This window comes from Microbacterium sp. Y547, assembly GCF_057669785.1.
On sequence record NZ_JBYHFN010000001.1, the window covers coordinates 58,940 to 79,167 of the forward strand.

23 protein-coding genes are annotated in these 20,228 nt (G+C 67.5%); 15 read left to right on the forward strand and 8 right to left on the reverse strand.

Features of this window, described 5'->3' with window-relative positions:
• Positions 1–2 precede the first annotated feature (2 nt).
• The 3 genes from AC25Y0_RS00315 to AC25Y0_RS00325 form a co-directional block, all read right to left on the reverse strand.
• Positions 3–608: a site-specific integrase gene (locus AC25Y0_RS00315; RefSeq protein ID WP_488134165.1), complete on the reverse strand. Its 606-nt coding sequence runs from the start codon at positions 606–608 to the stop codon at positions 3–5.
• Positions 569–1,216: a phage integrase central domain-containing protein gene (locus AC25Y0_RS00320; protein WP_488134015.1), complete on the reverse strand. Its 648-nt coding sequence runs from the start codon at positions 1,214–1,216 to the stop codon at positions 569–571. The genes AC25Y0_RS00315 and AC25Y0_RS00320 overlap by 40 nt, the downstream gene beginning before the upstream one ends.
• Positions 1,217–1,474: 258 nt before the next feature.
• The gene (locus tag AC25Y0_RS00325; protein ID WP_488134016.1) at positions 1,475–1,804 is read right to left on the reverse strand and encodes a hypothetical protein; all 330 of its coding nucleotides are present in this window, start codon (positions 1,802–1,804) and stop codon (positions 1,475–1,477) included.
• A gap of 395 nt (positions 1,805–2,199) precedes the next feature.
• On the opposite strand from AC25Y0_RS00325, the gene AC25Y0_RS00330 reads away from it, so the two are divergent.
• The 4 genes from AC25Y0_RS00330 (at position 2,200) to AC25Y0_RS00345 (ending at position 5,214) form a co-directional block, all read left to right on the forward strand.
• Positions 2,200–2,829: a hypothetical protein gene (locus AC25Y0_RS00330; protein ID WP_488134017.1), complete on the forward strand. Its 630-nt coding sequence runs from the start codon at positions 2,200–2,202 to the stop codon at positions 2,827–2,829.
• 4 nt (positions 2,830–2,833) lie between these two features.
• Complete coding sequence (locus tag AC25Y0_RS00335; RefSeq protein WP_488134018.1) at positions 2,834–3,262, forward strand: hypothetical protein; 429 nt, start codon at positions 2,834–2,836, stop codon at positions 3,260–3,262.
• A gap of 483 nt (positions 3,263–3,745) precedes the next feature.
• Positions 3,746–4,501 (forward strand): hypothetical protein, encoded by a 756-nt coding sequence (locus AC25Y0_RS00340; protein WP_488134019.1) that lies wholly within the window; start codon positions 3,746–3,748, stop codon positions 4,499–4,501.
• A gap of 260 nt (positions 4,502–4,761) precedes the next feature.
• Positions 4,762–5,214: a dihydrofolate reductase family protein gene (locus tag AC25Y0_RS00345; protein WP_488134020.1), complete on the forward strand. Its 453-nt coding sequence runs from the start codon at positions 4,762–4,764 to the stop codon at positions 5,212–5,214.
• A 75-nt stretch (positions 5,215–5,289) separates the two neighbouring features.
• On the opposite strand, the gene AC25Y0_RS00350 is transcribed toward AC25Y0_RS00345, so the two are convergent.
• Positions 5,290–5,643 (reverse strand): hypothetical protein, encoded by a 354-nt coding sequence (locus AC25Y0_RS00350; protein WP_488134021.1) that lies wholly within the window; start codon positions 5,641–5,643, stop codon positions 5,290–5,292.
• 98 nt (positions 5,644–5,741) lie between these two features.
• Here AC25Y0_RS00350 and AC25Y0_RS00355 point away from each other — a divergent pair, with 98 nt between their 5' ends.
• Together AC25Y0_RS00355 and AC25Y0_RS00360 are read left to right on the forward strand one after the other, a co-directional pair.
• Positions 5,742–6,005 carry a ribbon-helix-helix domain-containing protein gene (locus tag AC25Y0_RS00355; protein WP_488134022.1) on the forward strand — a complete coding sequence of 88 codons (264 nt, stop codon included), beginning with the start codon at positions 5,742–5,744 and terminating at the stop codon, positions 6,003–6,005.
• Positions 6,002–6,232, forward strand: a complete 231-nt coding sequence (locus AC25Y0_RS00360; protein ID WP_488134023.1) for a toxin — start codon at positions 6,002–6,004, stop codon at positions 6,230–6,232. Before AC25Y0_RS00355 ends, AC25Y0_RS00360 begins: the two co-directional genes overlap by 4 nt.
• A 64-nt stretch (positions 6,233–6,296) precedes the next feature.
• Here the strand turns inward: AC25Y0_RS00360 and AC25Y0_RS00365 are convergent, their stop codons facing one another.
• The 3 genes from AC25Y0_RS00365 to AC25Y0_RS00375 all read right to left on the reverse strand — a co-directional run bounded on the left by AC25Y0_RS00365 (position 6,297) and on the right by AC25Y0_RS00375 (position 8,418).
• A complete protein-coding gene (locus AC25Y0_RS00365; RefSeq protein WP_488134024.1) occupies positions 6,297–6,599 on the reverse strand; it encodes a putative quinol monooxygenase in 303 nt (100 codons plus the stop codon).
• Between the two features lie 199 nt (positions 6,600–6,798).
• Entirely contained in the window at positions 6,799–7,668 is an 870-nt protein-coding gene (locus AC25Y0_RS00370) for an AlbA family DNA-binding domain-containing protein (protein ID WP_488134025.1), read from the reverse strand.
• A gap of 225 nt (positions 7,669–7,893) precedes the next feature.
• Positions 7,894–8,418: a hypothetical protein gene (locus AC25Y0_RS00375; RefSeq protein ID WP_488134026.1), complete on the reverse strand. Its 525-nt coding sequence runs from the start codon at positions 8,416–8,418 to the stop codon at positions 7,894–7,896.
• A gap of 396 nt (positions 8,419–8,814) precedes the next feature.
• Between AC25Y0_RS00375 and AC25Y0_RS00380 the strand changes: the two genes are divergently transcribed.
• The 6 genes from AC25Y0_RS00380 to AC25Y0_RS00405 are packed head-to-tail and all read left to right on the forward strand — an operon-like array spanning position 8,815 to position 16,554.
• On the forward strand, positions 8,815–8,904 hold the full coding sequence (locus AC25Y0_RS00380; protein WP_488134027.1) for a potassium-transporting ATPase subunit F: 90 nt from the start codon (positions 8,815–8,817) through the stop codon (positions 8,902–8,904).
• A complete protein-coding gene (gene kdpA / locus AC25Y0_RS00385; RefSeq protein ID WP_488134028.1) occupies positions 8,904–10,586 on the forward strand; it encodes a potassium-transporting ATPase subunit KdpA in 1,683 nt (560 codons plus the stop codon). The genes AC25Y0_RS00380 and kdpA overlap by 1 nt, the downstream gene beginning before the upstream one ends.
• Before the next feature lie 3 nt (positions 10,587–10,589).
• The gene (gene kdpB, locus AC25Y0_RS00390) at positions 10,590–12,743 is read left to right on the forward strand and encodes a potassium-transporting ATPase subunit KdpB (protein ID WP_488134029.1); all 2,154 of its coding nucleotides are present in this window, start codon (positions 10,590–10,592) and stop codon (positions 12,741–12,743) included.
• 21 nt (positions 12,744–12,764) lie between these two features.
• On the forward strand, positions 12,765–13,373 hold the full coding sequence (kdpC, locus tag AC25Y0_RS00395; protein ID WP_488134030.1) for a potassium-transporting ATPase subunit KdpC: 609 nt from the start codon (positions 12,765–12,767) through the stop codon (positions 13,371–13,373).
• A gap of 11 nt (positions 13,374–13,384) precedes the next feature.
• Positions 13,385–15,880: a DUF4118 domain-containing protein gene (locus AC25Y0_RS00400; RefSeq protein ID WP_488122387.1), complete on the forward strand. Its 2,496-nt coding sequence runs from the start codon at positions 13,385–13,387 to the stop codon at positions 15,878–15,880.
• Positions 15,877–16,554, forward strand: a complete 678-nt coding sequence (locus AC25Y0_RS00405; RefSeq protein ID WP_488134031.1) for a response regulator — start codon at positions 15,877–15,879, stop codon at positions 16,552–16,554. The genes AC25Y0_RS00400 and AC25Y0_RS00405 overlap by 4 nt, the downstream gene beginning before the upstream one ends.
• Positions 16,555–16,640: 86 nt before the next feature.
• On the opposite strand, the gene AC25Y0_RS00410 is transcribed toward AC25Y0_RS00405, so the two are convergent.
• On the reverse strand, positions 16,641–17,060 hold the full coding sequence (locus AC25Y0_RS00410) for a rhodanese-like domain-containing protein (protein WP_488122389.1): 420 nt from the start codon (positions 17,058–17,060) through the stop codon (positions 16,641–16,643).
• A gap of 83 nt (positions 17,061–17,143) precedes the next feature.
• Here AC25Y0_RS00410 and AC25Y0_RS00415 point away from each other — a divergent pair, with 83 nt between their 5' ends.
• From AC25Y0_RS00415 to AC25Y0_RS00425, 3 genes are all read left to right on the forward strand, one after another.
• Positions 17,144–17,794 (forward strand): hypothetical protein, encoded by a 651-nt coding sequence (locus AC25Y0_RS00415; RefSeq protein WP_488134032.1) that lies wholly within the window; start codon positions 17,144–17,146, stop codon positions 17,792–17,794.
• A gap of 254 nt (positions 17,795–18,048) precedes the next feature.
• Positions 18,049–19,887 carry a heavy metal translocating P-type ATPase gene (locus tag AC25Y0_RS00420; protein WP_488122864.1) on the forward strand — a complete coding sequence of 613 codons (1,839 nt, stop codon included), beginning with the start codon at positions 18,049–18,051 and terminating at the stop codon, positions 19,885–19,887.
• 7 nt (positions 19,888–19,894) lie between these two features.
• A complete protein-coding gene (locus AC25Y0_RS00425) occupies positions 19,895–20,212 on the forward strand; it encodes a hypothetical protein (RefSeq protein ID WP_488122391.1) in 318 nt (105 codons plus the stop codon).
• Positions 20,213–20,228: the final 16 nt, after the last annotated feature.

The following is a 20,228-nucleotide window of genomic DNA, read 5'->3' on the forward strand; positions in this document are numbered from 1 at the left end:
ATTCACACGCCGCGATCCCTACTCTCGACTGGGATCGCGGCGTTTTCTTCTTCATCCGAATGGCCGCGTGACAACAATCTGACAACACCTGAACCACTCGCAGCGTCGTCCAACGCTGCCGAAACAGCGTCAAGATCGTCGTCGAACAGGTCGGCGTAGGTGTCCAGAGTCATTGCGGCGGACGCGTGGCCGAGCATGCGCTGCACTGCCTTGACGTTCGCTCCGGCAGAGATCGCGAGGGACGCCGCGGTGTGCCGAAGGTCGTGCGGCGTGACGCGCGGGAACGGGCGCGGCGGCTCGACCCCCGCCTCGAGGGCGCCCGCGATGGATGCCGTCGTCGAGGCTTGCGCGCGAGCCACGGCGCTGTTGAACCAGCCCGTCGTCGACTTGGGTCGGCGCACGTGGATCTGCCCGTCCCCGAACACGAGCTGGTCCCGCGTCTTGCCGCCGACCATGCGTTTCATCGCCTCGGCGAAGAACGCCGGGTACGGGACCTGTCGCTTCTCGTGGGTCTTGGGCGTGCCGATCTCGATGACGCTTCCGACTTCGACGGCGTTCTCCTCCACGCTCACGCGCCGCCGTGTGAGATCGACGTGCTTGACCCGCAGACCGGTCGCCTCTCCCCAGCGGAGCCCGTGTACGCGAGGAACACGACCAGTTCGGGATGGCTGGACGCTGTTGCCAGTGTGGCGACCTGGGTGTGGTCGAGGTACGCGCGCGGCTTGGACGTCTTGCGCGGGAGTTTCACACCGCGTGCGGGGTTCGCCGCGATCCGCCGGTCGCGCATCGCGACGTCGAGGATCCCCGCGAGCACTTCGTGCACGCGTCGCACCGTTGTCGGGCTGTGGGTCGTCGAGAGGCTCGCGATCCAGGCCTGGATCTCGGAGTGGCGGATCCCGCCGACCTGTCGAGAGTCCCACTTGGGCTGAACGTGGATGCGCCACGCGGAGTCCGTGCTGCGGAACGTCGAGGGCTTGAGGTCGGCGCTCCGTGACGCGATCCATTCCTCCCCCAGAGCGCCGATGGTGATGCGCGCGTCGGCCGGGTCGACGAACGCTCCGCGATTCCTCGAGATCTCGAGTTCGAAGAGACGGAGTTCAGCATCGCGCTTCGTTCGGAACCCGCGCTGTGTGCCCTGACCTCCGTCGGGTTTGCGCTTGCTGATGCGATAGACCCGCTTGCCGGCGGCCGTCAGGTAGGGATGGATGCTGCCCATCGTGTCCCCCTCATCTCTCCGCGACGAGACCATCGTCAGCGCCCTCCATCTCCTTTACAAGAAGGACCGGTCGCTGGGACGCGATTCGGCACGGTCGCGTCGTCGCGTCCTCCTCCCTCCGAGCTTTCGGCGTGGGGCCGGAACACGAAACGGCCGAATCGGCGGAGGCGGCGCAGTGCCCGGCGGGAGCGGTACCGGACTGAGCGCAGCGAAGGAGGATAAGGAGCGGACGCCGGGAACGGAGCCGGTGAAGCCGATTCAGACTCGGTGTGTCCGGCCCGCCTCAGGCGTCAGGGATGTTGCATGCTTGCTCATGGCTTGGCGGCTCAGGCCTGACCACGACGAGAGCATCGCCCAGGAGACGTCCGTCTTGCGAAGGGCATCGATGAGGTTGTCACGCTCGTGCAAGAGAGACCGCTCTGCGCGGTGGAGCTTGTCGAGCTGCTTCGAGATGTCGCGCAGACGCGCGAGCCCGTCGCGCTGAGATCCCCACACCAGCTCGAGCTCGTGCCGGGCTGTCGCTTCGGCTTGCAGTCGCCGCAGTTCGGCGGCACGCTCACGGGCCGCCGCGGCGGCCGGCCTTCTCATTCGCCTCTCTCTGACGCGCGTAGGCGGCGTTGCGGCGCGATTCCTGCTGCGAATGCCGCCGTCTGGCCATGCAACCACGTTGACGCGCGATCGCATCTATATCAACAGTCGTGAGCCAGCCCACTCAAAGTGCCTGCGTGCATTGCTGTTCTTCTTGGGTCAGGGTCTTCGCTGGGCGACTCGCTTGGCCGAGGTAGCCCCGTGCGTTTGCGGCGCCTTCATCGGGCAGCTGCGCGGGTAGGGCATCTGCGTCGGAGCACGTCAAGGTCGCTGTGTTCACGAGTCGTGTGAACGCCGACGGACGACTCGCTCGTTCAAGGACCGGTGAAGGCGCCGCAAACGATGCGAGCCGGCAGTTGTGGAGGAGATGCGCAACTGTCCGGCAAGCTGGGGCAGTGGACGATCTCGCGGATGCCCTGCTGCGTGGTCCGCGCGGTCGTCGGATGTGCCTGGAGTACGCCGCCCGCACCGATGAGACGGTGCACACTGCGTTGTTCTGGCTCGGCCACGAGCTCGATCCGAACCCCGGCACGCTCCTCCGCCTCACTGGGGATACTTCCGACCCGGAACCTGATCCGAGGTTCAGCGCCGATGACCTCGCGGCGGGCATCGACGATGTCGACCTGACTCATATCCGTGGAGACATTCTGAGGGAGGCGCTGCAGGCGTCGGTGGATCTCGCGCGCTACTGGCAGGAACCCGACGGCGCTGATACCGTCGCCGCACTTCCGCCGGTACTGCACGTGCTCGGGCGCGTCGCGCAGTGCTTGGTTACAGCGATGCCCGACCTCGCCGCGCCGTGCGGGGCAGCACAGTGGGCAGTGCAGTGGCATCCGCTTGCCGACAGCGAGCCAGTGGTGCGGGATCCCTCAGCCGTGCTGGAGGGGTGGACCCGCGCCCAGCGTGCGGACGAGGAACGCTCAGCACGCGAGCGGCCCCGTGATCCACGCCAACTGGTCGGGCACTTGGTGGTCGGTACCGCAGGCGCTTCTCGCGACGCGGAGCAGTCCGGCGGATGCCCTTGAGCTGGTGGAAGACTCCCTCGGCTGGGAGGTCGCGACGATCATCCCCGTGCGCGGAGCGGGGCGGACACTCGAAATCCAGACGCCGGAGGACTGGGCAGACCTCTGCCGCGAGTACCCGATGGAGGTCACCGCGTCTCGACGACACGACTGGTTCCGGGTTACCGGACGTGACGGGCGGTGGCTGATCCCGGATTGGGAGCGCGTCGCCGCGCGGTGGGATGCCGTGCACCTCACCACACTCGGCTACCTGTCCGCGGCCACCACGTTGATCGAGATCGACGAGGAATACGGCTCAGTGATCGGCGGCTGGGCTCCCGGCTCCACCATCTGGCTCACCGACGTCGCCCGCGAATGGACGCCGCAGCGACAAGAGTGGACCCGCCCGCACGACGACTGGCGCTGGAGTGCGTCCGAACCCCCATCGACCCGCTGAGCGACCGGCTACCGCACCCACGACGGGGTGTTCGGCAAGTAGAAGTCGCACTCGCGTCGGGATCGTGGCGACGTGGATGACGACCGACGAAATGCGCTGGGTCGTCGCGAGATCCTCGCGGCGTACCTCAAGGTTCTGGATTGACTCGGACAACTCGTTGCGATCTGCTCCACTATCGAAGGCGGAGCCGGCGAGCTGCGAAATGCCGTACAGGGAGCATTCGGGCTGAGTCCAATCGCAGCTGATGCGGTCCTGGCAATGCGAGTCAGATGCTTCACCCCGGAAGAGCGACACAAGATCCGCAGCGAGCTCGCCGACGTCGACCGATGGCTTGGCGAGGCGAACGGCGCGTAGACCGACCGGCATCCGCGCGGCCACCCAAGGATCGGGTCCCCCTTGCTGTGCGGCGCCAGAGAACTCGACAGGGTGACGGTAGGTCCCCACCGCATTGCGGAGCGAGTGACTGATACGCTCGCTCGAGCAATGGGGACCGCGCTGGGGGGCGACATGGAAATCACCGTGGTCACCAGCGACACGTCGGCATGGCTCGCCGCCGTAAGCACGCTCCTCGCCGTCGTGGTCGCCACCATCGCGATCGTCGTCGAGGTGCGCGGTAGGAAGGCGGAGAGTCGTGCTCGAGCTCGTGCCGAAGAGGAGTACTGGGACCGCGAAGCCCACAAGCTCATCTGGACCCACCAGATACTCTCTGACCCTTACATCGACGCACACGGCAGAAGCGTCCAGCCGGGCAGCTACACCTTCACCAACGCCTCCGAACAGCCGATCCTCAACCTCTCCATACTCACCGGCACGACCCACGAAGGTGCCGTCGTCAAGGGTCACTGGAACCCCGAAGACGGTGACGGCACCGTCTCACCTCTACTACTACCCGGCCAGGCACAGTCCATCGACGGCGAATGGCTCATCACTGCCGGCTCAACCTTCACCGAGAAAGACGTTCGCTACACGCACGCCGAGATCTGGTGGATGGACGCACAAGGCCGAATGAACACCACCGACGGCGGCCCCCGCCCACACGTCCGCGAAGTCAAGCGATGGCCACTCAACAACACAGGCCCTGACGGCAACGTGCGACTCTGGTTCAAGCGACTCGGCCGCAACGACCTCGAGCTCAGCAAGCCCATGTGGGTCAGCCCGCCCCCGTCAAAGACCTACACACTCCCGCTCCTCGCCGGTCGCAAGGTCACCCTCACCCGGCACCGCAAACCGACAAGCTGAGGCAATACACTCGGCCCACCAGCGCCACAACCACTCAGCGGCGACACACCGACACCTAACGCGCTCGCCGAAGCAGGTTGTCGATTCACCTCGTGACTTTAGGCTGGGCGCATGGTCGAGCACTGCCGCGACAATGCGTGATTCCGTCGGATGAGACGGGGATGGTTGATGGCGCGCGAGCTGGTGTGGACGGGATTCGTCTCGGCGGATGGAGTGATGGATTCCCCTGGCGGTGACGTCGAGGGACACCCAGCGGGCGGGTGGGTATTCCGGACCGAGTTCATTCCGGAAGCGTTCGCCCTCAAGGGTGGCGAGCTCGCGGAGACGACAGCGCTGATGTTCGGCCGGCGCAGTCCGCCGATCACGCGGACTATCCGGAGCTGCCGAAGTACGTCGTTTCCACGACGCTCAACGATGAAGCGGTTGTCGACGGGTGGGGCGATACCCATATCCTCCGCAGCGTCGACGACGTCGCCGCGCTGAAATCGACCGAGGGCGGCGCGAACTTCATCCATGGCAGCGGGGAGCTCGCCCGGAGCCTGAGCGACGCGGGCCTCATCGACCGCTATAACCTGCTGGTCTTCCCGGTGCTCCTGGGCGAGGGCAAGAGTATCTTCAGCGGGGCAACTCAGAGCGAGCGGCGCTTGGGCCTCCGCGAATCGGCGGCCTACGGCAACGGTGTGACGAAGGTCGTGCACGACGTGGCCGGATGATACCGCGACTCTCCGCGCGTTGGACGACCGGCTTCTGGACTCGCGATGCGGGTGGGCGTCGGGGCAGTACGCCGCTCAGCGAGAAAGTGGGCGAAGCCGGTCTTCGGTCACGGGAAAGGACACCGAGTAGTAGATCTGGTCTGTGTTCATGTCGCCCCAGTCGTCTTTCTTCACCCTTATCGCCGCGGACGATACTTCTGCGATCCGCACACGAAGCCACGTGCCGTCGTCGAGGCGCAACTCGTGAGGATCGGCAAGATAACTCAGGCCGAGAGCGTCGAGAGTCTCCTCAGCGAGCATCCAGTCCACGGCATCAGATCGCTTACGTCCCAATAGATCGATCGCGACGAAGCCCTCATCGACCGGCTTCATCCATCCGACTCGTTCCCCGTCATCTGAACGGCGATGTTCGATCCAGTCATCTTCCACGCGTCAAAGATAACGATCCACCAGCAGAAGTTGCTCGCAGGACGACGGGCGCGCGTGCAGCGGTAGACCCGATCGTAATTTCGTAATACGATTCCCCTATGGGTGGCGAAGAGACGATCAACGGCGTTCCAGTGACGAAGGAGCAGATTGCGGCGTGGGCGGCCGAGGCTGAAGCCGGCTACGACGTCGAGGTTCTCAAACGGCGAGGACGCGGACGACCCGGCCGAGGAGCGGAGCCCGCCCAGGTCGTCGCGCTCCGACTCACCGCCGACGAGCTCGCCGCTCTTGATGCCCGCGCTGAACGCGAGCACAAGTCCCGCTCGGAACTCATCCGCGAAGCAATCGCCGCGTACGCCGCGTGAAGGTCCACGACTCCGCTCTCAAGCACGGCATCGCACCGGAGGACATCATCCAGGCGGCGTCGTGGCCGCTGTGGATCGACGATCTCGAAGAGAATTCACCTGCCCGTCAACTCCGGCTCGGCTTCGACTCGCGAAGACGGCTTCTTGAGCTCGTCTTCGACAGCGGCAACGAACTCGTGACTCACGCGATGAAGGCCCGACCCCAGATGATGGATCTGCTCCCGTAGAGACGATCGACATCAGCCCAGATCCTCGTGCGGTGAGGGACCGGGCGCGGCGGGCAGTCGGGAGTCAGTCGCGTAGCGGCGACCCAGCCACCTCGAAGTGGAATCCCCCGAAGACCCCGGACAGGAGTGGGCGTGCTTCTGCAATGGTTTCTGCGACCTCAGGAAGTGCAAGGGACGCCTGATGGGCAGCGGCATCCTTCCAGAGCTCAACGACAAACACCGTGTCGGGCTCGGCATCGTTGGTACCCACCTCGTACGCGATACAGCCGACTTCCGAAAGGACGCTGCTCCTCCGTATCAAGTGAGCGACGAGTTCGTCGCGCTTGCCAGGGACCGCGTCAAGTGTTCCGACGTTCGCAAAGACCATGCGACGAACCTACATTCGGCGCCCGACAAACCACCGGCGATCGCGCGGTTCCGTCGTGACCAGCGATCGATAGCTCGAGCGTCGGCGCACCAGGCACGGCTACGGAGCCCAAAGTCAGGAGTTCGGTGCGCTCAGTAGCGAGCTGGAGGCCGAGATCTTTCAAGTTCCACGTACGGCCCGAGCCTCCCCCGTGGTGCGCTCACCTGTTCCCGGAGAAGCGAACCGCAGCGCGCACCTGAGCGGCGGCGCTCGCGCCGAGTCCGAGCGGCCAGCGCTGCATGATGTAAGCCGCAGCATCATCCACAGTCAGCTGACGGCTGGAGTTTCCCACCCGAACCCACAGTTCAGGCGGAGCGCTCCTGCCGGGTCGCAGGTACACCGGCTCCGGTGACGCAGTCATCTGCAACCGGCAGACGGTGCGGACGGGCTCGCCGCCAACCTCTGCGAAGTCGATCTTTACGAGCGCGGCGGCAGCCGTGCCCAGCGTCGTCGTGATCAGATCGCGCAACCACAACTCGAACCGGTCGACATCCGGGATCTTCAGCGTCGCCAGGTCAGAATCGAGCCCGAGGGGCGTTCCATGGTCGTCGACACCGATGAGCAGCACGCCACCATCGGCGTTGAGGAACGCCGCCGCTGTCTTGGCGACCACGTGCTCCATCCGCTCGTCCTTCTGACCGGTGCGGAGATTGACACGGGCAGTGGACTTGAACTCGACGGTGCCCGACTCCCCTGTCGTGAGCAGCTCTGCCACGGTGGCACTCACCGGCTTCTGCAAATGCGCGGCAGCCGCCCCGTAACCCGCGATGAACAGAATCGACACGCACATTGGGATCAGCAGCGTGAGCGGACTGCCGAGGTGCGGATCCGGTGCGACCAGGTCGGCGAGCAGGAGCCCAGCGACGATCCCGATGATCGACAGCACGATAGCCGTCGACCAACGCAGCCGTGCACGACCGCGCAAGAGCAGACGCGCGGCACCCGAAAACGCCCATGCGAGGAGCAGTGCGACCAAGATCGCTACGCCGACCACCCACAGCGGCACCCGAGACAGGATGTCCCCATTCATCGTCAGCTTCATCTCCTAGCGCGCAACAGGACTTCCCATTCAACCTAGGCCCAACCAGACGCTGACTCTTGCCCGTACCCGTAGCGTCGCGCACACCTCGATACCCACGGCTGTGCTCACCGCGATTACCGCGCTCGAACCCTCAAGGAGGCACGCGCCCGTCGCGGACGGCGGCTCCGCGTGGGGTGCGAGCGCAGTAGCGGCGCTCGATGACTGAACGATGGCTCAGTGGCCACTCATGGCGAGGCAGCCGCCGTCCATGATGAACCCGCCCGCCTCTGACGACACCGTCTCGACCGTCACTCCCCCGAAGACGCAGCCGCCGCCGTCGACGGCGGCGCCGTAAGCGATCGAGCCGGTTCGACCATCTGTCTGAATGGCGTCTTCGCGAACGCCGGCGCTCGTCAACGCGGTTCGCACCGCCTCATCGGTGATCGGCGCACCCGAGACTCGCGGGGCCGTGAGCGCGTCGGTCACCGGGCCGATGAGCGCCGCTGCAGCCGCCTGCCCCGCTTCCGGCTGAGGCATCCTCTGGCGATACAGCTCGTTGGCGGCCATGTTGGCATCCGTGTCGTATGTGATGCAGCCCGCTGGCGGTTCCACGCCGGGCTGCTCCGCAACCGCGCACGCAGAGGTTCCAGACGGCGACGTGGTGTTGAGGTCCCTGACCGCATCCGTGCTCGCGCACCCCGCCAGCAGCACGACCGCACACGTCATCGCCAGACCGAACCACGCACGACCGGTTGCCATGCTGGCATCCTACGGACGGTCAGGCGACGAGACGACGGCGTGCACCCACCCGGATCCGCTGCGCTCGGGGCATCCGCCGCCCTGACGGGGCCTCGCCGCGAGGAAGTCGTAAGTGAAGCGCGCTCGCCCGTATGGATTCCGTAGGGAAAGCACTGCCGGTCGAGCAGGAGGTGTTGTATCGCATGCGTGCCGTAAGGCACCCGTGCGGCACTCGTCGCACGGTCGTCCGATTCGCTGATGCGGAACCCCGGGAGTCCCCGTGCTGGATGTCATCTACCTCGCCACGGTCGCCGCGCTCTTCGCGGTGGTCGGGATGATCGCCAAGGGGGCTGAGAAGATCGGGAAGAGCAACCGAAGCTCCAGCCGTCGCGACGCTGCGGATGGAGCGGGGCAGAGATGATGGTCTTCTCGATCATCGCCGCCGCCCTCGGTGTCGCCGCCGTCGCGTACCTCGTGGTCGCCCTCGTGCGATCTGAGAAATCCTGATGGACGCCGCGACGATCTGGTCCGGCATCCTGCAGGCGGCGACCGTGCTGCTGGTCCTCGCGCTCCTGTATCGCCCGCTCGGCGACTGGATCGCCCGTGTCTACTCCTCGGAGAAAGACTGGCGGGTCGAACGCGTCGTCTACCGAGTGATCGGAGTCGATTCGCGCGCAGAACAGACCTGGCAGGCGTACGCCCGCGGCGTGCTCGTCTTCTCAGCCCTGGGCGTGCTGTTCGTCTATGCGCTCCAACGTTTCCAGGCCGTGCTGCCGTACTCGCTCGGACTGCCGGCGGTGCCCGAGGGGCTGGCGTTCAACACCGCCGTCTCGTTCGTCACCAACACCAACTGGCAGTCGTACTCGCCCGAGCTGACCCTCGGGTACACGGTGCAACTGGCAGGTCTCACGGTCCAGAACTTCGTGTCGGCGGCGGTCGGCATCGCGGTCGCGGTCGCCCTTGTTCGTGGGTTCGCCCGGCGCGGTTCGTCGACGATCGGCAACTTCTGGGTCGACCTCGTGCGCGGCATCACTCGGCTGCTGCTTCCCCTGTCGATCGTCGCCGCGATCGCGCTCATGATCGCCGGGGTGGTCCAGAACTTCAACGGCTTCACCGAGGTCGGCACGATCACCGGTGGCACGCAGGTGCTCCCGGGCGGGCCGGTCGCCTCGCAGGAGGCGATCAAAGAACTCGGCACCAACGGCGGTGGCTTCTTCAACGCCAACTCCGCCCACCCCTTCGAGAACCCGACCCCCGGGACCAGCGTGCTCGAGATCCTCATGCTGCTGGCGATCCCCGTGGCGATGCCTCGCGCCTTCGGCCGCGTGGTCGGCGACAACCGCCAGGGCTACGCGATCCTGGCCGTGATGGCTTCGATCGCGGTCGTGTCGATCACGGCCGTCACCTGGCTCGAATCCCTCGGCCTGGGCACGGCCCCCCAGCTGGCGGGTGGCGCGATGGAGGGCAAGGAGGTGCGGTTCGGCATCTTCGGCTCGACCCTCTTCGCCGGTGCCACCACGCTGACTTCGACAGGTGCGGTCAACTCGATGCACGACTCCTACACCGCGCTCGGCGGGATGATCCCGATGATCAACATGATGCTCGGCGAGATCGCTCCCGGCGGCGCCGGCTCGGGTCTCTACGGGATGCTGGTGCTCGCTGTCATCGCGGTGTTCGTGGGCGGTCTGCTCGTCGGCCGCACACCCGAGTACCTCGGCAAAAGGATCGGCCCCACACAGATCAAGCTCGCGAGCCTGTACATCCTGGTCACGCCGGTCCTCGTGCTCGTCGGCACGGCACTGAGCTTCGCCATCCCGGGTGTCCGGGCCGACATGGAGTCCACATCGATCTGGAACCCGGGCGTGCACGGCCTGAGCGAAGTGCTCTACGCCTTCACGTCGGCGTCGAACAACAACGGTTCGGCGTTCGCGGGGCTCACCGCGAACACGCCATGGCTGAATGTGGCGCTCGGCGTCGCGATGCTGCTCGGCCGGTTCATCCCGATCGTGCTCGTGCTCGCCCTCGCGGGTTCGCTGGCCGAGCTGGGTGCCACCCCATCGACGAGCGGCACGCTTCCGACCCACCGCCCCGAGTTCGTCGGCCTCCTCGCCGTCGTCGCGGTCGTCATCACCGCCCTCACCTACTTTCCGTTTCTCACGCTGGGTCCCCTGGCGGAAGGGCTCGTCTGACGCATGTCCGCTCCCACTCTCACCCCCGCCCCGGGCACGGTCACGCCGCCTTCGAAGAAGGCAGCGCGCTCGTTCGGCTGGTCCCAGCTCGTGCCGGCGATCCCCGGCGCCTTCCGCAAGCTGAATCCCGCGGCCCTGTGGTCCAATCCCGTGATGCTCCTCGTGTGGGTCGGCGCGTCCCTGACGACGGCGATCGCCATCGCCGAACCGTTCCTCGGCGGGCCCGAGGACTCCGGCGGCACCCCGGTCCCCCTCGGCTTCACGTGGGGCATCGCCGTCTGGCTGTGGCTGACGGTTCTCTTCGCGAACATCGCCGAGTCCGTCGCCGAGGGCCGCGGAAAGGCGCAGGCCGCGTCACTTCGCAGAACCCGCACGAGCACGATGGCGCGCCGGGTCACCTCGTACGACCCCTCAACGGATGCCGCGGCCGACCGAGTCGACCATGTCGCGGTCCCGTCGTCCGAGCTGAAGCTCGGCGACGTCGTGATCGTGACGGCAGGAGAGCTGATCCCGGGCGACGGCGACATCGTGCACGGGATCGCCAGCGTCGACGAGTCGGCGATCACGGGCGAGTCCGCCCCGGTCGTGCGTGAATCCGGCGGCGACCGCTCGGCTGTCACCGGCGGTACGCGCGTGCTCTCGGACCGCATCGTCGTGCAGATCACCTCGACGCCGGGCAAGACGTTCGTCGATCGGATGATCGCGCTCGTCGAGGGGGCTGCGCGTCAGCGCACGCCGAACGAGATCGCCCTCAATGTCCTTCTGGCGAGCCTGTCGATCGTGTTCGTCATCGTCGTGCTCACCCTCAACCCGATCGCCTCGTACGCGGCATCCCCCGTCTCGATCCCCGTGCTCGTGGCTCTTCTCGTCTGCCTCATCCCCACGACGATCGGCGCCCTTCTCTCGGCGATCGGCATCGCCGGCATGGACCGCCTGGTGCAGCGCAACGTGCTGGCCACGTCAGGGCGCGCGGTCGAAGCGGCAGGCGACGTGACGACGCTGCTTCTCGACAAGACGGGAACCATCACGTACGGAAATCGTCGGGCGTCGGGCTTCGTCGGGATGGTCGGCGTCGGCGACGACGAACTCGCTCGCGCGGCGGCGCTGTCGTCGCTTGCCGACCCCACTCCGGAAGGTGTCTCGATCGTCGAGCTGGCGGCAGCGCGCGGCATCCAGGTGCAATACCCGGCGGGTGCGGTCATCATGCCGTTCACGGCGCAGACGCGGATGAGCGGCGTCGACCTGCCGGACGGCTCACAGATCCGAAAAGGCGCGGGATCCGCTGTGCTCGCGTGGCTGGAGGCATCCGGTGCTCCGGTTGCCTCGAGCACGCGATCGCTGCTGTCAGACGAGACGGACGCCATCGCGCAGTCCGGCGGCACGCCCCTGGTCGTCGCCACGCGTGATGCGGGCGGCGGCGCAGTGCTCGGCGTCATCCATCTGAAGGACATCGTCAAAGACGGCCTGCGCGAGCGCTTCGCGCAGCTGCGGTCGATGGGCATCCGCACCGTGATGATCACGGGCGACAACCCGCTCACCGCCGCCGCGATCGCGACCGAGGCCGGCGTCGACGACTACCTCGCCGAGGCCACTCCAGAAGACAAGCTCGCACTCATCAAGCGGGAGCAGGAGGGCGGCAGCCTGGTCGCGATGACCGGCGACGGCACGAACGACGCACCGGCACTCGCGCAGGCCGACGTCGGCGTCGCGATGAACACCGGCACGTCCGCCGCGAAAGAGGCAGGCAACATGGTCGACCTCGACAGCGACCCGACGAAGCTCATCGAAATCGTGCGAATCGGAAAGCAGCTGCTCGTCACCCGCGGAGCCCTGACGACGTTCTCACTCGCGAACGACATCGCGAAGTACTTCGCGATCATCCCCGCGATGTTCGTGAGCGTGTTCCCCGGACTCGCGGTGCTGAATGTGATGCACCTGAGCTCGCCCGCTTCGGCCGTCACCAGCGCCGTCGTGTTCAACGCGATCGTGATCGTGTTCCTGATCCCCCTCGCGCTCCGTGGCGTCAGGTACCGACCGGCGAGCGCATCGCAGACCCTGAGCCGCAACCTCGCGATCTACGGGCTCGGCGGCATCGTCGCGCCCTTCATCGGCATCAAGCTCATCGACATCGTCGTGAGCACCATCCCTGGTTTCTGATCCCTCGAGGAGGTTTCGAGCATGTCCACCGCCCGCACCACCCTGCGAACGGCCGAAGTCGCCCTCCGCGCCTTGCTCGTCTTCACGCTGGTGCTCGGCATCGCCTACACCGCCCTCATCACGGGCATCGGCCAGCTCGCCCTGCCGTGGCAGGCGAACGGCTCGGCCGCGCACGGCCCTTCGGGCGCCGTCGTCGGCAGCGCGCTCATCGGTCAGTCGTTCACCGGCGCGGACGGCGAGGCGCTCGCCGAATACTTCCAGTCGCGGCCCTCAGCCGCCGGGAACGGCTATGACGGCAGCGCGTCGGGCGGATCAAACTGGGGACCGGAGAACCCCGAGCTGATCGCCGCGATCGAGGAGCGCAAAGTCGCGATCGCCGTCCGCGAGGGCGTCGACGAGTCCGCCATCCCAGCCGATGCCCTCACGGCGTCGGCGTCGGGCCTCGACCCGCACATCAGCCCGTCGTACGCGCTGCTGCAAGTGCCGCGCGTCGCCGCGGCGCGGGGCTTGTCAGAGGACGAGGTCAGCGCGCTCGTGAGGTCTAGGATCCAGTCACGCGACCTCGGCTTCCTCGGGGAGCCGCGCGTGAACGTGTTGGAGCTGAACCTGGCGCTGAACGCGCTGGATTGAAGGGGCCGAGGATGAAGCGGGGACGGCTGCGGGTGCTGCTCGGCGCCGCGCCCGGCGTCGGCAAGACCTACGAGATGCTCGAGGAGGGGCGGCGGCTCCTCCTCGAGGGAGAAGACGTGATCGTCGCGATCGTCGAAACCCACGGGCGGGCGGCGACGGCCGCGCTCGTCGAGGGCCTTCCGGTCCTTCCGCGCCACGTCGTGGCCCATCGCGGGGTCGAACTGACCGAGATGGACCTCGAGGCCGTCCTCGAGAGGTCGCCCCGCGTCGCGCTCGTCGACGAGCTCGCGCACACCAATGCGCCGGGTTCCCGCAATGAGAAGCGCTGGCAGGACGTGCAAGAGATATTGGATGCCGGCATCGACGTCATCACGACCGTCAACGTGCAGCACATCGAATCGCTCAACGACGTCGTCGAGCAGATCACCGGGATCGCGCAGCGCGAAACGGTGCCGGATGCCGTGATCCGGGCGGCAGATCAGATCGAAGTCGTCGACCTGGCGCCGCAGTCGCTGCGCGACCGTCTCTCGGCAGGTGTCGTGTATCCGGCGGAGCGGATCGATGCGGCACTGTCGAACTACTTCCGGCTGGGCAACCTCACGGCCCTGCGTGAACTCGCGCTGCTCTGGCTCGCCGACGAGGTCGACAGCGCGCTGCGCTCGTACCGCGCGGACCACGGCATCCGCGGCGCCTGGCAGGCACGCGAACGGGTCGTGGTCGCCCTCACCGGCGGCGCAGAAGGCGAGACGCTCGTCCGTCGGGGGGCGCGCATCGCCGCACGCTCGGCCGGCGGCGAGCTGCTGGCTGTGCACGTGTCGAGCCAGGACGGCTTGCGCGCTGCGACGCCGAGCACACTCGCCGAGCAGCGCGCTCTCGTCGAGGCCCTGGGCGGCACGTATCACCAGGTCGTCGGCGACGATATCCCCCGCTCACTCGTCGAGTTCGCCCGGTCCGTCGACGCGACGCAGCTCGTCATCGGCGTGAGCCGGCGCGGAAGGCTCCTGGGCGCCCTCGCCGGGCCGGGGATCGGCGCGACCGTCATCCGCGAATCGGGCGACATCGACGTGCACATCGTGACGCACGCCGCGGCGGGCGGTCGCTTCGTGCTCCCGCGCGTGACCGGCGGCGCCCTGAGTCGTCGGCGAGTCGTGCTGGGTTTCGTCGTCGCCCTCGTCGGCGTGCCGCTGCTCACCTGGCTGCTGTACCTGTTCCGCACGCCCGAGTCGATCACTTCGGACGTCCTGGCCTACCAGCTCGTCGTAGTGATCGTGGCGCTCGTCGGCGGCATCTGGCCCGCGCTGTTCGCCGCCGTGCTGTCGGGGCTCACCCTCGACTTCCTCTTCGTCGCCCCCCAGCTCACCGTGACGGTCAGTGATCCCCTGCACCTGTGGGCCCTGTGCCTGTACGTGATCATCGCGATGCTCGTCAGCTACATCGTCGATCAGGCGGCACGCCGTGCCCGCAAGGCCCACCGCGCGACGGCCGAGGCCGAGCTTTTGGCCTCGGTCGCCGGAAGCGTTCTGCGCGGTGAGAGCGCCGTGCCTGCTCTGCTCAGCCGCACACGCGAGGCGTTCGGCCTGAGCGGCGTGAGACTGCTGGATGCCGACGGTGCGGTGCTCGTCACCGACGGAGAGCCGGTGCCTGACAATCAGTTCATCGCGGTGCCGATCGGCGGCGACGCGTCCCCCCGCGCGACGCTCGAACTGCACGGTGGCACCTTGGATGCATCCGAGCGCCGTCTACTTGATGTCATCGTCGCTCAGCTCGGAGGGGCGCTCGAGCGCGCCGAACTCACCGAGACGGCCCGTGAAGCGGGAGTGCTCGCCGAGACCGACCAGGTGCGCAGCGCGCTGCTGTCCGCAGTCAGTCACGACCTGCGTGGCCCGCTCGCCGCCGCGGTTGCCGCGATCGGCGGCCTGCGAGAGACGGGCGACGACCTCTCGGCCTCGGACCGACGCGAGCTGCTCGAAACGGCGCACGAGAGCCTGGCGACGTTGTCGGCCCTCGTGACCGATCTGCTCGACGTCAGCCGCGTGCAGGCCGGCGTGCTGGCGGTGTCGCTGCGCCCCGTGGATGCCGCCGACGTCGTTCTCGCCTCGATCGAGGAACTCCACCTCGGCCCGGAGGACGTCGACCTGGCCCTGGATCCTGCTCTCCCCCCGCTCGTGGCCGACCCGGTGTTGCTGCAACGTGTGCTTGTGAACGTCCTGGCCAACGCCGAACGCTATGCCCCTCCGGGCACCAGCGTTCGCATCACGAGCAGCCGCTGGGGGTCCACGGCGCAGCTGCGCGTGATCGACCACGGTGCCGGCATCCCCGAAGACCGTCGCGACGACGTGTTCGCGCCGTTCCAGAGGCTCGGCGACACCGACAACGCCGCCGGGCTCGGTTTGGGCCTGGCATTGTCGAAGGGGTTCACCGAGGGGATGGGGGGCACCCTCACTCCTGAGAACACCCCGGGCGGAGGACTGACCATGGTGATCGAGCTCCCCTCGGCGGAATCGTGAAGATCCTCGTCGCCGACGACGATCCGCAACTCGTCCGCGCCCTGCGCATCACCCTGTCAGCGCACGGATACGACGTGATCCCCGCGCACGACGGCGCCGCAGCCGTGACCCTCGCCGCGCAGTCCCACCCCGATATCGTGCTCCTCGATCTCGGGATGCCGCGGCTGGAGGGCGTGCAGGTGATCGAAGCGCTGCGGGGGTGGACCTCGGCGCCGATCATCGTCGTGTCGGGTCGCACCGGCTCGGCGGACAAGGTCGAGGCTTTGGATGCCGGAGCCGACGACTACGTGACCAAGCCGTTCCAGATCGACGAGCTTCTGGCACGGCTGCGCGCACTGACGCGGCGCGCTGTGACCGATGCCGGCGAGTCGGTGGTCTCGTTCGCGGGTGTCACGATCGACCTCTCCTCGAAAACCGTCACCCGAGACGGCGCGCGCGTGCACCTGACCCCCACCGAATGGCGGATGCTCGAGTTTCTCGCGCGTAACCCCGGCGCCCTCGTCACGCGTCAGACCTTGCTGAAGGAGATCTGGGGAAGCGACCAGGTGAGCGACTCGGGCTACCTGCGGCTCTATGTGGCGCAGCTGCGCAAGAAGCTCGAGGCCGACCCGGCCCGTCCGCAGCATCTGCTCACCGAGTCGGGCATGGGGTACCGGCTCGTGCTCGAGGCCTAGCTCCGTCAGAGCACCTTCCATCCGCGCATCCCTCCCCCGTTGCGCGCGTCAGGCCATCCGCAGGCCGCGGATGCCGGCCATCGAGCTCAGGCGACGGGGGCGGTGAGCGGGTCGGGTTTCCGGCGAGACCGTCCCGTGTCCGACACGACGGCAAGCCCTTCGCGAGCCCAGTACTCGAATCCGCCGATCAGCTCCTTGACGTGGGTGTAGCCGAGTTCGGCGAGAACGAGTGCGCCGCGGGTGCTGCCGTTGCAGCCCGGTCCCCAGCAGTACACGACGATCGCCGCGTCCTTGTCCGGAGCGACGTCGCCGACCCGGTCCCGAAGTTCGGCGTGAGGAATATGAACGGCTCCGGGGATGCGCCCCTGCCGCCACGCCGCCTCGTTTCGCACGTCGATCACGAGCGGCGCACCACCGCCAGCCCGCTCGGCGGCGAGGTCAGAAGGGTCGGTCTCGAACGCGAGCTTGGCAGCGAAGAAGTCCGCTGCGGTGAACGTCGTGTGCATTCCCCCATGCAACAGCCAGATCGCTCTCTCCGGAAGTCTCATTCGACGGGAGATGGGAGCGGGCTTACGTCTAGGGTCGGAGCATGCGAGCGGTGCGGCTGACCTGGACGATCGGCGGCGTCGGCCTCGTGCTCAGCGCGGTGATCGGCATGTTGCAGTACGCGCTTCCCGGTTCCGGTCCCGCCATCGCGATCGCCCTCGACGTGGTGTTCGCGGCCGCGGTGCTGCTGTTCGCGATCGGGCTGTCCGAGCGGGCGAGCGTCGTCGCGCGACACCCGCTCGGCATGACGGCACTGGTGATCGTCGCACTGTGGCCGCTCGTCGTCCACGCGACGCAGCCGCTCCTTCCCACCATGGATGCCGCCACGTTCGAAGCAGGCCTCGACGCATACCGTGCAGCCGAGAGCGTGCTGACGACCGTCTTCGTCGTGAACCTGCTCGTCTCACTCGCCGCGGCGCTGGTCGCCGTCGTTCAGATCGCGCGGGCGGAGACAGTTCCCGCCCCCTGGCGGTGGGCGCCGCTGTGGGCGCTTCTCGCATCGGTCGCCGGTGGAGTGCTTCCCCAGCTGATCTTCGCTTTCGCCGGTCCCGCCGGTGCCCAGAGCGTTGTCGAGGTGGCCGTGCTCCTCGGCGTGCTGGGGTTCCTCGCGCGCACTCTCGGACTCGGGATCCTCGCGCTCGTGATCGCCGCTCGTGTGCGCAGCGGCGACGTGAAGGTCTTCGGCCCGGCCTGACCCGCATCCCTCCCGCACCCGAACGCCCCCAACGCCCGACCCTGTGTCGGCGGGCGTGGACGCCGGGGCCGGGGGGAGGTATCGTTTCGCCCACTCACCGACTCAGGTGTGATCTCGCCTCAGGACCGGACAGGATCGCCTCACGAAGAAAGACTGAGGGCGTCGCAGTGCCAGCGCAGACCGCCACGCCGCATGCCCAAGAGTCGCCGCGAGTGCCCTCACCGACAGTGGCGTTTCTTCGCAGTCGCAAGCTCATGATCTTCGTGGTGATCGGTCTGGTGACCGGGGTGGTGCTCTGGATAGCCGGTCTGACGACCCCCCTCGCCGTCACCGCGTATCTGGTGCTCGGGGTAGTGAGCGCCATCACGGTGGTCGGCATGGTCCGAGATCTGATGCGCGGGCGGTGGGGGCTCGACGTCCTCGCCGTCATCGCCATGATCGCCACCCTCGCCGTGCAGGAGTACGTCGCGGGTCTCATCATCGCGCTGATGCTCACCGGAGGCGAAGCGCTCGAAGACCTGGCCGCGCGCCGGGCGAGCCGTGAACTCGACCAGCTGCTGAACCGAGCCCCGTCGTTCGCCGGCCGAATCGACCCTCGCACCGGCGAAGTTGAACGTGTCGCGGTCGAAGACGTCAAGGTGGGCGACGAACTGCTGGTGCGCTCCTCCGAGATCCTCCCCGTCGACGGGGTGCTGCTGTCAGATCACGCGACGATCGACGAATCGTCGGTGACGGGTGAGCCGATCCCCGTGAGCTATCGCAAGGGTGACTCCTTGCTGTCCGGCACGGTGAACGGCACCGCCAGTTTCACGATGCGCGCACAGAGGGCGGCGGCCGATTCGAACTACGCCTCGATCGTGCGGTTGGTTGCCGAAGCCGTCGATTCCCGCGCGCCGATGGTGCGGCTCGCCGACCGGTACGCCGTGCCGTTCACTGTCGTCTCGCTGCTCATCGCCGGCATCGCCTGGTACGTCAGCGGTGACCCCGTGCGATTCGCTGAAGTGCTCGTGGTTGCGACACCCTGTCCGCTGCTCATCGCCGCCCCCGTGGCCTTCATGGGTGGCATGAGCTCGGCAGCCAAGCTGAACGTCATCATCAAGGACGGAGGCGTGCTCGAGACGCTCGCGCGAGTGCGGTCGGCCGCGTTCGACAAGACCGGCACTCTGACGCAAGGCAACGCCGACGTGGTGGATATCCACCCGGCCGCCCACACGGCGACCGACACGCTTCGGTTCGCGGCCGCCGCGGAGCAGTACTCCGTGCACGTTTTCGCCGACCCGATCGTGGCCGCAGCGAAGCGACAGCATCTCGACCTGCCCGAAGTGACGAACGCTGACGAAGTGGCGACGAACGGCGTGCTCGCGTCGCTCGCCGACGGCACCGTGGTGCGGGTCGGAAAACCGTCGTTCATCGAAGAGGTCGCCGGGCCGATCGTCCGCCCCGCGCTGCATGCCGGCGAGACCGCCGTCTACGTGTCGGTCGGAAACAAACTGGCGGGCGTCATCATCCTGTCCGACCCGATCCGCCCCAACGCCGCCGACACCGTGTCCCGTCTTCGCGACGCCGGCGTGACAGAGATCGCGATGGTGACCGGTGATGTCGCCGCGACCGCCGAAGCCGTCGCGCACGCGGTCGGCATCAGCACGGTGCACGCCGAGATGACCCCGCAGACCAAGGTCGAGATCGTCCAGGGCATGCGACCGCGGCCCGTGCTCATGGTCGGCGACGGAATCAACGACGCCCCCGTGCTGGCCGTCGCCGACGTGGGTATCGCCGTGGCGGGACGAGGGGCCACCGTCGCGAGCGAGTCCGCAGCGGCGGTGATCACCTCGAACGAGATCGCGCGCGTGGCAGACGTCGTCTCTGTCTCGCAGCGGACCGTGCGCATCGCGTTGCAGTCGATCTGGATGGGCATCATCATCTCGGTCGGCCTGATGATCGTGGCCGCCTTCGGTGTCCTCCCCGCCGTGATCGGCGCCCTGTTGCAGGAGATCGTCGATCTGGTCGCGATCGTGTCGGCGCTCCGAGCGCGCGGCGCGCACAGGGGGGTGCAGCAGAAAGACGACCGCGTCGCACCGCAGCACGTGCTGTGATGGGAGGGTGAACATCCCCCAGAACTCGCTCTCGCTCACCCTCGTCGGCACCCCCGACTTCGGCAGCGACGTCCTCCAGTCGCTCTACCGCCTCACCGGACGCTCGACCGTCGAACTGCGCCGCGCGATCCGCGACGGTCAGCCCATCTACACCGCGGCACTGTTCGGCAGCGAGCACATCCGCGTCGTCCCCCGCCTCGAGAAGACCGTCGATTACCTGCAGGGTCTGGGCGTGCCGTTCACCGTGCACGAGTGGGCTGACGGCGAGCGCGACGAGATCTCACTGGAGGTCATGCGCGAGATCATCGAGTCCGGCAGCGAATAGCCCCCGCGTGCGGCGC